Source organism: Marinobacter sp. C2H3 (assembly GCF_037080155.1).
Classification (GTDB): Bacteria; Pseudomonadota; Gammaproteobacteria; order Pseudomonadales; family Oleiphilaceae; genus Marinobacter.
Genome location: NZ_JBBBNZ010000001.1, coordinates 12596 through 26752, shown reverse-complemented (window position 1 = coordinate 26752; position 14157 = coordinate 12596). Strand labels below are relative to the sequence as shown.

The following is a 14157-nucleotide window of genomic DNA, read 5'->3' as shown; positions in this document are numbered from 1 at the left end:
GTGCCTATTTTTCCGAAACAACAGCCCCGGGCGGAGAGCGGGGCCCTTACGCCCGGGGACTCGGCGATCGGTACCGCTGGCCGCGCTTACCCCGCCGCCAGCAGGCGGACGTCGTCCTGGACCTCACTCGGCGCCAGGCGCACCGCCAGGAACTTGGAGGTGGGCGTGGCGCTGCCTTCCCCATAGCTCTCCAGCGGCACCAGCGGATTGGTCTCCGGGTAGTAGGCGGCGGCCTGGCCGGCGGGCACGTCGTAGGGCAGTACTTTGAAGCCGGTCACCCGGCGCTCACGGCCGTCTTCCCAGAGCGAGGTGATGTCCACCCGAGCGCCCTCGGTCAGTCCCAGCCGGCGGATGTCGTCGGCGTTCATGAACACCACTTTGCGCTGGCCGGTCACACCCCGGTAGCGGTCGTTCAGGCCGTACACCGTGGTGTTGTACTGATCGTGGGAGCGCAGGGTCTGCAGGATCAGGTCCGGGGTCTGGCCGCTGGCACGGATGCGCTCGTGCACCAGGTCCTCCGGCAGCGGGTTGGGTGTGAACAGCGCCTTCTTCGCCGGGGTATTCCAGTGGCGCTCCCGGGCCGGGTTGCCCAGGTAGAAGCCGCCGCGCTGGGCCAGCCGTTCGTTGAAGTTCTCAAAGCCCGGAATGGTGCGGGCGATCAGGTCCCGGATGACGTTGTAATCGGCCACGGCCGCATCCCAGTCAACCGGCCGGTTGCCCAGGGTGGCCTTGGCGATGCCGGCGATTATGGCGGGCTCGGAGCGCATCTGGCCCGACAGCGGCGCCAGCTGGCCGTAGGAGGCGTGAATCATGCTGAAGGAGTCTTCCACGGTCACGCCCTGGGGGCCGTTCGCCTGCTGGTCGATGTCGGTGCGGCCCAGACACGGCAGAATCAGCGCGTCCTTGCCGGTAATCAGGTGGCTGCGGTTGAGCTTGGTGCTGATCTGTACGGTCAGATCGCAGTTGGCCAGGGCCTGGTGGGTCAGCTCGGTGTCCGGGGTGGCCTGGGCGAAGTTGCCACCGAGGCCGATGAACACCCGGGCGCGCCGGTCCGCCATGGCGGCGATGGCCTCCACGGTGTTGTGGCCGGGCCGGCGCGGCGCCACGATGCCGAACTCCCGCTCCAGGGCGTCAAGCAGCCAGGCCGGGGCCTTCTCATCAATGCCCATGGTGCGGTCGCCCTGCACGTTGCTGTGGCCCCGAACCGGGCACAGGCCGGCGCCGGGCTGGCCGATGTTGCCCCGCAGCAGTTGCAGGTTCACCAGCTCCTGCACCGTGGCCACGGAGTGCCGGTGCTGGGTAATGCCCATGGCCCAGCACAGCATTACCTTTTCCGCTTTGCGGTAGATGCCGGCGGCCATCTCGATGTCGTCGCGGCTGAGGCCGCTCTGGCGTTCAATGTGTTCCCAGGGGGTGGCGGCCACCACGGCCTTGTAGGCGGCCAGGCCGTCGGTGTGCTCGCCCAGGAAGGCGTCGTCCAGCACCGGCGCCTCGCCCCGGGCGCGGGCCTCGTCGTCCCACTGGATCAGGCATTTGACCATGCCCCGCACTGCCGCCATGTCGCCGCCCAGGGCGGGCCGGAAGAACACGGTGTTGGTGGCCTCGGAGCCGTTGCGCAACATCTCGTGGATGGCCTGGGGGTCCTGGAAGCGCTGCAGGCCCCGCTCCTTGAGGGGGTTGAAGCAGACCACCTGGGCACCCCGGCGCACCGCCTCACTCAGCGGTGCCAGCATGCGCGGGTGGTTGGTGCCCGGGTTCTGGCCGAAGATGAAAATGGCGTCCGCCTCGGCGAAGTCGTCGAAGGTGACCGTGCCCTTGCCGGTGCCGATGCTCTGGCCCAGGCCCACGCCGCTGGCCTCGTGGCACATGTTGGAGCAGTCCGGGAAGTTGTTGGTGCCGTAGCTGCGCACGAACAGCTGGTACAGGAACGCTGCCTCGTTGCTGGCCCGCCCGGAGGTATAGAACTCGGCCTGGTCGGGGCTCTCAAGCCCGTTCAGGTGCTCGGCGACCAGGGCGAAGGCGTCGTCCCAGCTGATCGGCTGGTAGCGGTCGGTGGCGGCGTCGTAGCGCATGGGCTCGGTCAGCCGGCCCTGGTATTCCAGCCAGTGGTCGCTGAACTGGCTCAGCTCCCGCACCGTGTAGCGCGCGAAAAAGTCCCGGTCCACCCGGCGCTTGGTCGCTTCCCAGTTGACGGCCTTGGCGCCATTCTCACAGAACTGGATGCGCCCGCCTTTCGGGTCGTCGCCCCAGGCGCAACCCGGGCAGTCAAAGCCGCCGTGCTGGTTGGTTTTCAGCAACGCCCGCAGGTTCTTGATCGGCTGCTTGCTGTCCAGCCAGTAGGCCGCGACGCTGCGCAGCGCGCCCCAGCCAGCGGCGGGGCCGCGGTAAGGTTCGAACTTGGGCGTGGAGACGGGTGTGGGCTCGGATACGTGGGCCATGGCATTCCCCCTGTGAGCAACCAGATTGGTCAAATGGTGCACAGAGTACGCCGGCCATTCATAACTGTGAAATCAATAAATAGAATCGTTTGATAAGCACTACTGATCGTTAGTGATCGATCGCTAACGCCAGCCGATCTTTCACAAACTCGCACAGCGCCTGGGCCAGTGCGGAGGCGGGGGCGTCCCGGCGCATGGCCAGGCACAGGGGCGCCAGGGTATGGCTGTTGGCGATGGGCAGCAGTTGCAGGGCCTCGTCCCGCTGATCCAGGCCGCCGCCGATGGGCATGACCGCGCAGCACAGGCCGGCGCTGACCGACTGGATCAGGAATTCCACCGAGTCGGTTTCGACCAGCGGGGTCAGGGTCACCCCGGCGGTGCGCAGGGCGTGGTCCACCGATTGCCGGAAATGCATGCCCTTGCTGAGGATGCCCAGGGGCAGGTTTTCCAGGTCTTCCCAGGCCAGGGACGGCCCGTTCAGCGCCCACCGGCCGCGGTTGAACAGCAGGCCCATTTCCGTGTCCGCCACTTCCAGCAGCTCGTACTTGTGCTCGTGGCGGGTATCCACGTAGGCGAACCCGAGATCCAGCCGGTTGGTGTCCAGGCCCGCCAGGATTTCCTCGCTGCTCAGGGATTTAAGCTCGTAGCGCACGTCGCTGTGGCGGGCGGCGAACTGCCGCAGCAGGGGGATCGGCTCGAAACCCGCCAGCGGCACCATGCCCACCCGCAACGTGCCCACCAGCTGGCCCCGGCACACGGAGGCTTCCGCGTAGAGGCCGTCGTGGGCCGCCAGCACCGCCCGGGCCCAGGCCAGGATGCGCTCGCCTTCCTCGGTAAAGCCGCCGAACCGGTGGCCCCGGTTCACCAGGGTCAGCCCCAGCTCTTCCTCGAGCTGGCGCAGGCGCATGGACAGCGCCGGCTGGCTGACGTGGCACCGGCTGGCGGCTTCGCCAAAGTGGCGAACCTCGTCCAGGGCCACCAGGTATTGCAGTTGGCGGATATCCATATCAGCGCGGTCCGGCGGAAGGCTTCAAAGGCCGAGGTCCGACAGGCCAGGATGATCGTCCGGCCGGCGGCCCTGAGGCCAATGGAACTTGCGCTCGGATTCGTCGATGGGCAGGTCGTTGATGCTGGCGAAGCGCCGCTTCATGAAACCGGTGTCGGTGAACTCCCAGTTCTCGTTGCCGTAGGAGCGGAACCACTGCCCGGAATCGTCGTGCCATTCGTAGGCAAAGCGCACGGCGATGCGGTTCTCGTGGAACGCCCACACTTCCTTGATCAGCCGGTACTCCAGCTCCCGGGCCCACTTGCGGCGCAGGAATTCGGTGATCTGCGCCCGGCCCTGCGGGAACTCGGCGCGGTTGCGCCAGACGCTGTCCGGGGTGTAAGCGAGGGCTACTTTTTCAGGGTCCCGGGTGTTCCAGGCGTCCTCCGCCATGCGCACCTTGCGGGCGGCGGACTCGGCGTCAAACGGGGGAAACGGCGGGCGGGGTTGTTCTTGTTCGCTCATGGCGGTGTCTCCGTCATCACATCAGGGTCGTTTGGTGGCGGGGCTCAGCCCCGGCCATTGCCTCTTACGCCGAGCCGGTCCAGATAGACGTGCAGCTCCTGCTCGGACAGGTTCACGTGCTCCAGCACACGCCCGTACAGCATCACCGTGGGCACGTCCCGGCCGCCCAGCTCCCGGCGGGTCTGGTCCAGGACGTAAAGTATCGTCCGTTCGGTTTTTGTGAGACCATCCCGCACGTCGGGGATCACCTCGTCGATCCCCCGAATCCCGCTCATAGGTTCACTCTCCGCTATCCGGTAACGCGCTCATGGAAATCAAGGTCAACTATCTCGACAACCTTCGGCTCGAGGCCCGGTTCGACGATTTCACCGTCATCTCCGACCAGCCTGTACGCTACAAGGGGGACGGCTCGGCGCCCGGCCCGTTCGACTATTTCCTGGCGTCCTCCGCCATGTGCGCGGCCTACTTTGTGAAGGTGTACTGTAACGCGAGAGACATCCCCACGGACAACATCCGCTTGTCCCAGAACAATATTGTCGATCCGGAGAACCGCTACAAGCAGATTTTCCGCATCCAGGTGGAGCTGCCCGAGGACCTGTCCGACAAGGACCGCCAGGGCATCCTGCGCTCCATCGACCGCTGCACCGTCAAGAAGGTGGTTCAGACCGGCCCCGAGTTCCAGATCGAGGTGGTGGACAACCTGGACGAAGACGCCCAGGCCCTGCTGATGACGCCGCCGGCCGAGGGCGCGGCCACCTACATCGAAGGCAAGGACAAGCCCCTGGAGCAGACCATCGCCCACCTGAGCGGGCTGCTGGCCAACCTGGGCATGAAGATCGAGATCGCCTCCTGGCGCAACATCGTGCCCCACGTGTGGTCCCTGCACATCCGCGACGCCGCCTCCCCCATGTGCTTCACCAACGGCAAGGGCGCCACCAAGGAAGCGGCGCTGGCCTCGGCCCTGGGGGAATTCATCGAGCGCCTGAACTGCAACTTCTTCTACAACGACCAGTACTTCGGCCCGGAGATCGCCGCCAGCGAGTTCGTGCACTACCCCAACGAGCGCTGGTTCCAGCCCGGGCCGGAGGGCGAACTGCCCGACGGCTTGCTGGACGCGCACTGCCTGGCCATCTACAACCCGGACGGCGACCTGCTCGGCAGCCACCTGTACGACACCAACTCCGGCACCCCGGAGCGGGGCATCTGCGCCCTGCCCTTCGTGCGCCAGTCCGACGGCGAGACGGTGTACTTTCCCTCCAACCTGATTGAAAACCTGTACCTGAGCAACGGCATGAGCGCCGGCAACACCCTGGCCGAGGCCCGGGTGCAGTGCCTCTCGGAGATTTTCGAGCGGGCGGTGAAGCGGGAGATCCTGGAGCAGGAACTGGCCCTGCCGGACGTGCCGGACGAGGTGCTGGCCCGCTACCCGCACATCGTGGAGGGCATCAAGGCGCTGGAAGAACAGGGCTTCCCGGTGCTGGTGAAGGACGCCTCCCTGGGCGGGCGCTTCCCGGTGATGTGCGTGACCCTGATGAACCCGAAGACCGGCGGCGTGTTCGCCTCCTTCGGCGCCCACCCGAGCTTCCATGTGGCGCTGGAGCGCAGCCTGACCGAGCTGCTGCAGGGCCGCAGCTTTGAGGGCCTGAACGATCTGCCGGCGCCCACCTTCAACTCGCTGGCGGTGACCGAGCCGAACAACTTCGTGGAACACTTCATCGATTCCAGCGGCGTGGTGTCCTGGCGCTTTTTCAGCGCCCGGGCGGACCACCCGTTCTGCGACTGGGATTTCTCCGGCAGCAACGAGCAGGAGGCGGACACCCTGCTGGGCATCCTGCACGAGCTGGGCCACGAGGTGTACCAGGCGGTGTACGACGATCTGGGCGCGCCGGCCTGCCGCATCCTGGTGCCCGGCTACTCCGAGATCTACCCGGTGGAGGATTTGATCGAGGACAACACCAACATGGCCCTGGCCTTCCGGGAGGACATCCTCAACCTGCACCGGCTGGACGACGACGCGCTGGCGGACCTGCTGGCCCGGCTGGACGAGGCCGAGCTGGACCCGTACATGACCATCATCACCCTGACCGGCATCGAATTCGACGAGAACACCGTCTGGGGCCAGCTCACCATTCTGGAACTGGGCCTGCTGATCTGCCTGGCCCTGGGGGAGCACGAAGAGGCCCTGGAGCGGGTGGAGATGTTCCTGCAGTTCAACGACAACACCGTGGACCGCCGCCTGTTCTACCAGGCCATGCAGGCGGTGCTGGAAGTCACCCTGGACGAGGACCTGGTGCTGGACGACTACCTGGCCAATTTCCGGCGGATGTTCGGCGAGGCGCGGATCGCGGACGTGGTCGGCTCGGTGGACGGCAGCGTGCGGTTCCACGGCCTCACGCCCACCAGCCCGGCCCTGGAGGGCCTGGAGAAACACCAGCGGCTGATCGAGAGCTACCAGAAGCTGCACGCGGCCCGGGCCGCCGCTCACCGGGCCGGCTGACTCAGCCCAGGGATTTACTGAGCAGGAACGACACCAGGAACCCGGCCACGGTGATCAGCCCGGCCAGGTCCCGGGTTTCCTCGAAGGCTTCCGGGATCATGGTGTCCGCCAGCATGGCCAGGATGGCCCCGGCCGCCACCGCCGTGGTGGCGGCGATCACCTCCGGCGAGAAATCCCGGAACACCGTGTAGCCCAGCACCGCCGCCACGCCGGACAGCAGCGCAATGCCACCCCACACCCCGAAGATGTAGCCGGCGGGCCGGCCGGACTGCTTCATGCCGGCGGTGCTGGACAGCCCCTCCGGAATGTTCGACAGGAAAATGGCGATCACCGTCACCAGGCTGACGGCGCTGCCCTCCACCATGCTCAGGCCGATCACGATGGATTCGGGGATGCCGTCGAGCAGCGCGCCCAGGGCAATGGCCAGGCCGCTGCCGGCGTCCTCCTGCTCGGACGGCTGCTGCTCCCCGGAGCGCTTGCGGTGCCGGGCCCCAAGGCGGGCCAGTACCAGGTTGGCGGCGGTGTAGACCGCGGCACCGGACAGAAAGCCCACCGCCGTGGCCGCCATGCCGCCGCGCTGGAACGCCTCGTCCATCAGCTCGAACGCCAGCGCGGAAATCAGCACCCCGCTGCCGAACGCCATCACCGCCGCCGTCACCCGGCGCGGAATCCGGAAGAAATAGGCGATCAGCGAACCCAGCACCAGGGCGGCGCCGGCAATCAGGCCCCAGAGGCCGGCCAGCAACGGCATGGTCATGTGGCACGACTCCCGGTTGGCCCGCTCATGGTGGCGCTCACATCCAATGCTTGCGCCGGAACACCCAGACCTGCACCGCCGCCAGCGCCACCAGCAGCACGCAGAAGATACTGAACGCCCAGGGGTTGTCGGTGCCGGGGATGCCGCCCACGTTGATGCCCAGCAGGCCGGTGAGCAGGCCCAGGGGCAGGAAGATGCCGGCGACGATGGAGAGAATGTACATGGTGCGGTTCATGCGCTCGGCAATGCGGCCGTTCAGTTCTTCCTGAGTCACCGAGGCCCGCTCGCGGATGGCGTCCAGGTCTTCCACAAAGCGGGTGGTGCGGTCTGCCACTTCCCGCAGTCGCAGGCGTTCGGTCTCATCCAGCCAGTCGACCTTTTCCGTGTGCAGCCGGGCCATGACGTCCCGCTGGGGCGCCAGGTACCGGCGCAGGGCGATGGCCACCCGGCGAACGTCGGCAATGTTCTGGCGCAGCGCGGTGGTCTGATCCGCCACTACCTCGCTTTCCAATTCATCGGTGGTGTCGTCGAGTTCCGAAATCACCGTGGCCACCCGCCCGACCAGGCGGTCCGCCAGCTCCGAGAGGAACTCACCCGGCCTGGCCGGGCCCTCGCCCGCCGCCACCGCCTGGCGCAGATCGTCGATGGCCATGATGCGTCGGTGGCGCAGGGTGATGATGCGGTCGGCGTCCAGCCAGAAGCGGATGGACACCATGTCCTCCGGGTCCGCCCCCGGGTTCAGGTTGACCCCCCGCAGGATGCCGAGCAGGCCGTCCCGATGCACCAGGCTCCGGGGACGGGTTTCCACGGCGGTCAGCGCCTGCACCATCAGCGGGTCCAGCCCGCTGTGGTTGTCCAGCCAGTCGACGGCGTCCTCACCGGTGTAATCCAGGTGTACCCAGAGCGGGCCGGCGCCCGGGCGCCAGGCCCGTACGCCGTCCATGTCCAGGGCGCGGCCGCCGCCGTGGCCGTCCAGTTCGTAGGCAAAGATCAGTCCGCGGTTCTCACTCATCGTGGGCTTCCTTGTTGCAGGTTCTGCCGTCTCAGCAGGTCAGTCCGTCTCGATCAGCGCCGGGCCACTGGCCACCGGCACCAGCTCACCCCGCTCGTAGCCAATCCGGCCCACCGGCGCCGCCTGGCGGCGCATGCCGGGCACCGGGCGCACCATGAACAGGTCGCCATTGCGGCCAAGCAAGGCGCGGGGCACGCCGCAGTCCCGGGCCAGCCGGGCGTGGGTGTCCATGTGTTCCGCCTCGCCGTGCACCGGAATGGCCACTTGGGGCCGGACCCACTGGTACATGGCCCGCAGCTCGTCCTGGGCCGGGTGCCCGGAGGCGTGAATGGGCAGGTCGGCGGCCTCGGCGGTGATCACCTCCACGCCCTGGGCCTGGAGGTTGGCGATCAGCGCCTCGATGGCGTCCTCATTGCCGGGAATGGCGCGGGCGCTGAAGATCACCCGATCGCCCGCCTCCAGCTCCACGTCCGGATGGGTGCCGGCAGCCAGGCGGCGCAGCGCCGTGCGCGGCTCGCCCTGGCTGCCGGTGGCCACGGCCAGCACTTCGTGCCGGGGCAGGTAGCCCAGGTGCGAGGGGTTGATCAGGTGGTCGTCCGCGTTCCACAGGTCCGCCGCCCGGGCGGCCTGGCTCATGTTGATCAGGGAGCGGCCCAGCAGCCCCATGTACCGGCCGGTGGCGCGGGCCACGCTGGCGAGGGTGTGCAGGCGAGCGATGTTACTGCCAAAGCAGGCAACGATCACCCGTCCCGGGGCGCCCTCGGTAGCTGCCAGCAGGCCCTTCTCCAGCACCGCCTCGGAGGTGGAGTGGCCGGGCACGGTGGCGTTGGTGGAATCGCACACCATGGCCGCCACGCCTTCCTCCGCCAGCGCCCGGAAGGTGTCCGGGGTGTAGCCGTGGCCCACCAGGGGCGCGTCGTCCAGTTTCCAGTCGCCGCTGTGGAAAATGTTACCGGCGGTGGTTCGGATCATCAGGGCGTTGGGGTCGGGGATGGAGTGAGTCAGGGCCAGCCATTCCACCTCAAACGGCCCGATGGTCCGGCGCTCATGCACGTCCACCACGTGAATAGGCACCTGCCCCAGCAAACCAAACTCGGCGAGCTTGCGGCGCAGGATCTCGGCGGTGAAGCGGCTGGTGTACACCGGGCACTTGAGCAGCGGCCACAGGTAGGGCACCGCGCCCACGTGGTCTTCATGGGCGTGGGTAATGATCAGCCCGGCCAACTGCTCCCGGCGGTCGGCGATGAACGCCGGGTCCGCCATCTGCACGGGCGGTTCCCCGCGCCGGTGCACGGTGCCGTCCGCTACCACCCGGCCGGGCCGGGGGAACGTGACGCCGCAATCCACCATCAGCCACTGGCCGTCGTGGCCGTAGAGGTTCATGTTCATGCCGATTTCGCCGGTGCCGCCCAGGGGCAGGAACCAGAGATCGTTGTGGTCCGGGGTCATGGTGTTCCTGAATGCTGCGCCGGCCTGTGCCGGCGGATCGCTCGATTTCAAGGATGTACGACATGGTCTGATAAAAGGTCACCCACAACAACCCATCCTCTTCCGCGCCGACCGCGCAATCTGTATGGTCGTTAGCTTCGTAACTGACCGTTCGCGATCCGACAACCCCCGTTCCTGCGTGACACCATGACCCAGATCTCCGACACCACCCGCGTACCCTCGGCCGCCCTCGCTCTCGCCGGCATCCTGCTGGTGGCGCTCAACCTGCGCCCGGCCCTGACCAGCGTATCGCCGGTACTGAACCGCATCGGCGAGGGGCTGGGCCTGGGGTCCTTCGGCCAGGGCGTGCTGACCACCCTGCCGGTACTGTTCCTCGGGCTGTGCGCGCCCCTGGCGCCCATCCTGGCCCGGCGGCTGGGGGTGGACCGGACGGTACTCGCCGCCACGGCCCTGCTGGGCGCTGTCTTGCTGCTGCGGCCCTACACCGGCACCGTCGGCCTGTTTGCGGGCACGCTGGTGGCCGGGGGCTGTATCGGCGTAATGGGGGTGCTGCTGCCCGGCGTCGTCAAACGGGATTTTGCCCGCCACGCCAGCCTGCTCACCGGTTGCTATACCGGGGCGCTCTGCCTGGGGGCATCGGCCGCCGCTGGCGCCACCGAACCCCTGCGTCTGATGTTCGATGGCCGCTGGCAGCTGGCGCTGGCGTTCTGGACCCTGCCCGCCTGGGTGGCCGTGGCCCTGTGGTGGTGGCAGCTCGACGGCAAGCACGTGCCAAAGCCGGTCAACCGGCCCGAGCGGTCGCTGTTCCGAGACCCGCTGGCCTGGCAGGTCACCCTGTACATGGGCCTGCAGTCGTCCCTCGCCTACTCCGTGTTCGGCTGGCTGCCCACCATCCTGCAGGACCGGGGCCTGTCGGCGGTGGACGCCGGCCTGGCGCTGTCCGTGTCCATCCTGCTGCAGATCGGCGCCGCTATCGCCGCGCCCTGGATCAGCAGCCACATGCGGGACCAGCGCGCCATGATTGCCCTGGCGGTGCTGTTCACCGGCGCTGGCCTGACGGGCTGCGTGTTTGCCCCCATCGGCGGTGTCTGGGTCTGGGCCGTGGTGCTCGGCCTGGGCCAGGGCGCCACCTTCAGCCTCGCCCTTACCCTGCTGGCCGTCCGGGCCCGGGACCACGAGACCGCCGCCCGCCTGTCCGGCATGGCCCAGGGCGTGGGCTACACCCTGGCCGCCGGCGGCCCGCTGATGCTGGGCGTGCTGCACGGCGCCTTTGGCGACTGGCAGGCGGCCGGGGTGTTCATGGTCGTGATCGCGCTGGCGGCCCTCGGGTTTGGCCTCGCGGCCGGGCGCCAGCGCTTCGTGGGTGAGGCGGGCTAGTCCCAGCGCTCAGCGCCCTTGCGTTGCCCCGAACGCCTGTTGCAGGAACCCACGGAACCGGTCCATGGGCACCCCCTCGGTGCTGAGCTCGGGAAACGTGCCGGCGCGGAACGACGGCAGCCCGGGCTGGCCATCGGCACCGCCCCCCACAAACGGCGCCAGCAAATCGGGATCGCCGCTGATGATGTGCACCGGCACGTCTCGGGTGGCGTTGTCGCCGGTCACCAGCGGCGCCGGCTGATGGTCACCGAGAATGATCAGCAGCGTTTGGCCATCCACATGGCGGGTGGCGTAGCCGGTCACCACATTCAGCGCGTAGTCGATGCTCCGGACGTAGTGATCCCGCACCCGATCGTAATCCTTCCAGAGGCTGACCGGGGCCTCGCCGCTGTTGCGCCAGGGCTCGAACACCCGGCCGTCGCCAATCTCCGACCAGTCATCCAGAACCGGCAGGATGGGCACCCAGGGGGCGTGGCTGCTGATCAGCGCCAGTTCCGCGAATACCGGGGCCTGTGAGGGCTGCCGGACCGTGCGATCGAACCAGGTCCAGGTGTATTGGTCCGGCATGGTCACCCAGTTGAGGGCCGGCCCCTGGTAGTCCATGTGGGCCGCGTCGTGGATCTCGTCGTAGCCCAGCCGGTCTCCCTCTGGCCACGGGCCGGTAATGGCGGGCATCACCGCCACGGTGTGGTGGCCGGTGGCCTTGAAGTCATCAATCAGCGTGGTGCGGCCGGTGGCCAGCAGGGTGTCAAAATCCAGCTGGCTGTTTACCCACAGACCGCTCAACAGCGTGGCGTGGGCGAGCCAGGACTGCCCGCCCTGCACCGGCGCCCGCAAGCGGCCGGAGACCACCTGCAGGCCGGCCTCGTCCAGCGCCTGTTGCATCTGGTTCAGGCGGGGCTCAATCAGCGGCCGGTAGCGGTCATCCAGCAGGTTGGTCATGCCATAGGATTCGATAAACCCAAGCACCACGTCCGCGTTGCCCAGGCCCACCAGCGGCACGGGCTGGTCCTGGCCGTTACGGTCGCGCCGGGCCAGCTGCTCGGCGAATGCCCGGGTCGCGGCCGCGCTGCCCTCCGCCAGGTGCACCTGGCGCTCGCCAAACGCCCAGGCGGTGGAGGCCACGCCGGGCGGTTGCCGCCCAGGCGGCAGCAGCGTGAGGACGATCGCCAGCAGCACCAGTAACGGCGCCAGCCATCGGGGGTTCCGGGGCGCGTGGGCCAGCCCCTTGAGCAGCCAGGCCAGGAGCCCGGCCACCGCCAGCAACATTGCAATCAGCACCACTGCGACCAGTACCGAGAGCACCGGGCCCAGGTTCGCCGTGAACTGGTTGACCACCGCGCCGGCCAGCCCGGCGTCCAGGTACAGATTTAGAGGGCGCGCCAGACTCTCGCGGATCAGCGCGTCCGCTGCACTGAAAAGCGCCAGCAGAACATACACCAGCCCGAGAGCCAGCCGCACGACGACGCCCGGCCGCCCGGGGGGCAGCCACAGGCACACGCCAATCAGCAGAATCGCCTCGGCGGCGACCAGTGGCACCTGGGGGTACGCCGGAAGCGAGAGCGCAATCAGCAGGAGATTGAGCAGCAGGGCCGAGGCCAGAAACCGTTTCATACACCCTCATGTGGTGGACCGTGGACCGAACGTCCGGGTTTGGAATGCAATACGCTTCGTGGATCGGTTCAGAGCAGAGCGCTTAGATTCCGCCCAACGTATCTGATACCGTTAGCCACCTTCCGATCAACTCCAACGGAACGCATCCATGGCCGCTTCCAAAACGAATCCCTGGTTACCGTTGCTCATTTTCCTGGGTGCCGCCTTCACCTTCAGCGTCACCATGATCGGCACCACCATGCCGACCCCGCTGTACCCCATGTATCAGGGCAAATTCGGGTTCTCCGAGCTGATGATCACCATCATCTTTGCGGCCTACGCCGGTGGCGTGATTGCGGCCCTGGTGCTGACCGGCCGCTGGTCGGATCAGCTGGGGCGGCGGCCCCTGCTGTTCGCTGGTCTGGCCTGCTCCATCGTCAGTGACCTGGTGTTCTGGCAGGCCAACGGGCTGGCGATGATTCTGGTCGGACGGGTGCTTTCCGGGCTGTCCGCCGGCATCTTCACCGGCACGGCCACCGTGGCGGTTCTGGAACTCGCCCCGCCCCACTGGCGGGAGCGGGCGACGTTCTTTGCCACGGCGGCGAACATGGGCGGGCTGGGGCTCGGGCCCATGCTGGCGGGTGCCCTTTCCCAGTACCTGCCCTCGCCGCTGCACCTGACCTACCTGGTTCATATCGCGATGGCGTTGCTGGCCGTGGGCTGCATCTGGGCGGCGCCGGAGACGGTGTCGAAACCGGCTCGTCCGACGCTGTCGATCCAGCGCCTGAGCGTGCCCCCCGAGGTCCGTGGCGTGTTCATCCCGGCCGCCATTGCCGGGTTTGCCGGCTTCGCCATCTGCGGCTTTTTCACCTCCATCGCCCCCGCGATGATGGGCAAAGTGATGGGCTATGAGAACCGGCTGTTGATCGGCCTGGTGGCCGGCAGCATCTTCATCGCCTCCACCCTGGGCCAGTTCCTGCAGGGCAGCCTGCCGCTTCGCCTGCGCCTGCCCCTGGGCTGCGTGACGCTGATGGTCGGCGTGGTTCCCATCGCCCTGGGCATAAACATCCAGTCCCTGGCCCTGTTCCTGGCCGGCGCCGTCATTGCCGGCATGGGCCAGGGTATTGCGTTCCGCGCCGGCATGGGCGCCATCGCTGCGGCGAGCCCGGCGACGGAGAAAGCGGCCGTCACCTCCGCGTTCTTCATCGTGGCCTACATCGCCATTTCAGTGCCGGTGATTGGCCTCGGGGTGATGTCGACGGTCATCGGCCTCAAAGCAAGCGGGATCAGCTTTGCGGTGGTGATGGGGGCGCTGGCGGCGCTGGCGCTGGTGCTGTTGGTTCGGCGGGGGCGGATAAAAACGGCCTAAGCCGCCTCGGTTAGACCGCGCGGATCTGACGCTTTTGCGTCGCGTGGCCGGCCACGAGATTTGACGTGGGCCCCATCACCGCCCGCCGAATCGTGGTTTACTACACCGAGCGTCTGCCGGGCCCGGGCCAGGGAGATGGCGTTATGACCGTAAAC

At 67.7% G+C, this 14157-nt stretch carries 11 protein-coding genes; 3 read left to right on the top strand and 8 right to left on the bottom strand.

Features of this window, described 5'->3' with window-relative positions; genetic code table 11:
* Window positions 1-86 precede the first annotated feature (86 nt).
* The 4 genes from V3388_RS00120 to V3388_RS00105 all read right to left on the bottom strand — a co-directional run bounded on the left by V3388_RS00120 (window position 87) and on the right by V3388_RS00105 (window position 4223).
* Window positions 87-2438: an FdhF/YdeP family oxidoreductase gene (locus V3388_RS00120; protein WP_336365486.1), complete on the bottom strand. Its 2352-nt coding sequence runs from the start codon at window positions 2436-2438 to the stop codon at window positions 87-89.
* A gap of 109 nt (window positions 2439-2547) precedes the next feature.
* The gene (locus V3388_RS00115) at window positions 2548-3444 is read right to left on the bottom strand and encodes a LysR family transcriptional regulator (protein ID WP_336365485.1); all 897 of its coding nucleotides are present in this window, start codon (window positions 3442-3444) and stop codon (window positions 2548-2550) included.
* 24 nt (window positions 3445-3468) lie between these two features.
* Window positions 3469-3948, bottom strand: a complete 480-nt coding sequence (locus V3388_RS00110; RefSeq protein WP_336365484.1) for a nuclear transport factor 2 family protein — start codon at window positions 3946-3948, stop codon at window positions 3469-3471.
* A gap of 44 nt (window positions 3949-3992) precedes the next feature.
* Window positions 3993-4223 carry a hypothetical protein gene (locus tag V3388_RS00105; RefSeq protein ID WP_336365483.1) on the bottom strand — a complete coding sequence of 77 codons (231 nt, stop codon included), beginning with the start codon at window positions 4221-4223 and terminating at the stop codon, window positions 3993-3995.
* A gap of 32 nt (window positions 4224-4255) precedes the next feature.
* On the opposite strand from V3388_RS00105, the gene V3388_RS00100 reads away from it, so the two are divergent.
* Window positions 4256-6445, top strand: a complete 2190-nt coding sequence (locus V3388_RS00100; protein ID WP_336365482.1) for an OsmC domain/YcaO domain-containing protein — start codon at window positions 4256-4258, stop codon at window positions 6443-6445.
* Window position 6446: 1 nt separating this feature from the next.
* On the opposite strand, the gene V3388_RS00095 is transcribed toward V3388_RS00100, so the two are convergent.
* From V3388_RS00095 to V3388_RS00085, 3 genes are read right to left on the bottom strand one after another with little or no spacing between them, the layout of a single operon-like run.
* The gene (locus V3388_RS00095; RefSeq protein ID WP_336365481.1) at window positions 6447-7202 is read right to left on the bottom strand and encodes a ZIP family metal transporter; all 756 of its coding nucleotides are present in this window, start codon (window positions 7200-7202) and stop codon (window positions 6447-6449) included.
* A gap of 37 nt (window positions 7203-7239) precedes the next feature.
* Window positions 7240-8214, bottom strand: coding sequence for a zinc transporter ZntB (locus V3388_RS00090; RefSeq protein WP_336365480.1), 975 nt, complete (start codon window positions 8212-8214; stop codon window positions 7240-7242).
* 39 nt (window positions 8215-8253) lie between these two features.
* Window positions 8254-9663, bottom strand: coding sequence for a ribonuclease J (locus V3388_RS00085; protein WP_336365479.1), 1410 nt, complete (start codon window positions 9661-9663; stop codon window positions 8254-8256).
* Window positions 9664-9849: 186 nt separating this feature from the next.
* Here V3388_RS00085 and V3388_RS00080 point away from each other — a divergent pair, with 186 nt between their 5' ends.
* Window positions 9850-11040, top strand: coding sequence for a CynX/NimT family MFS transporter (locus V3388_RS00080; RefSeq protein WP_336365478.1), 1191 nt, complete (start codon window positions 9850-9852; stop codon window positions 11038-11040).
* 9 nt (window positions 11041-11049) lie between these two features.
* On the opposite strand, the gene V3388_RS00075 is transcribed toward V3388_RS00080, so the two are convergent.
* Entirely contained in the window at window positions 11050-12654 is a 1605-nt protein-coding gene (locus V3388_RS00075) for a sulfatase-like hydrolase/transferase (protein ID WP_336365477.1), read from the bottom strand.
* A gap of 148 nt (window positions 12655-12802) precedes the next feature.
* Here V3388_RS00075 and V3388_RS00070 point away from each other — a divergent pair, with 148 nt between their 5' ends.
* Entirely contained in the window at window positions 12803-14002 is a 1200-nt protein-coding gene (locus tag V3388_RS00070; RefSeq protein WP_336365476.1) for an MFS transporter, read from the top strand.
* Window positions 14003-14157: the final 155 nt, after the last annotated feature.